The sequence below is a fragment of the Metabacillus indicus LMG 22858 genome, from assembly GCF_000708755.2.
Classification (GTDB): Bacteria; Bacillota; Bacilli; order Bacillales; family Bacillaceae; genus Bacillus_P; species Bacillus_P indicus.
Genome location: NZ_JGVU02000018.1, coordinates 1 through 614, shown reverse-complemented (window position 1 = coordinate 614; position 614 = coordinate 1). Strand labels below are relative to the sequence as shown.

General features: G+C 47.7%; 2 tRNA genes and 1 rRNA gene. All 3 read right to left on the bottom strand.

The features are described from left to right. Window positions 1–90: 90 nt before the first annotated feature. A tRNA-Asp gene (locus AZ46_RS19695) sits at window positions 91–166 on the bottom strand. A 4-nt stretch (window positions 167–170) separates the two neighbouring features. Beyond that, a tRNA-Met gene (locus AZ46_RS19690) sits at window positions 171–247 on the bottom strand. Window positions 248–426: 179 nt separating this feature from the next. Then, window positions 427–542, bottom strand: a 5S ribosomal RNA gene (gene rrf, locus AZ46_RS19685). Between the last annotated feature and the right edge of the window lie 72 nt (window positions 543–614).

The following is a 614-nucleotide window of genomic DNA, read 5'->3' as shown; positions in this document are numbered from 1 at the left end:
TATCTAGTTTGTCCAAGTTTCGTCCAGTGTCTACCTCAAAAAGAGCATAAAAAAAACGAAACCTAATCGTTTCGTTGTTGTTTACATAAATGGCGGTCCCGACCGGGATCGAACCGGCGATCTCCTGCGTGACAGGCAGGCATGTTAACCGCTACACCACGGGACCATTTTGGTTGCGGGGACAGGATTTGAACCTGCGACCTTCGGGTTATGAGCCCGACGAGCTACCAGACTGCTCCACCCCGCGACAATAATAAGTTATACTGTTTTTCGATGCTCATTTAGAGCATGGACCGTCCCGATCTCAGGAAGCTTAGCCAAGAAGCAGCTCGATCGTTACGCTGATGCGGTTTCGGAGAAGCTTATTCGAGCGTGCTCCAGCCCGCGACAATAATAAGTAATGCATTCAATATGTATAATTGCATTGCCTGGCAACGTCCTACTCTCACAGGGGGAAACCCCCAACTACCATCGGCGCTAAAGAGCTTAACTTCCGTGTTCGGCATGGGAACGGGTGTGACCTCTTTGCCATCATCACCAGACAATATGCAATTGGTTGAAAGAAGTTATTCTTTCAAAACTGAGTAACGTTTGATAACAAGATTCACGTGCAA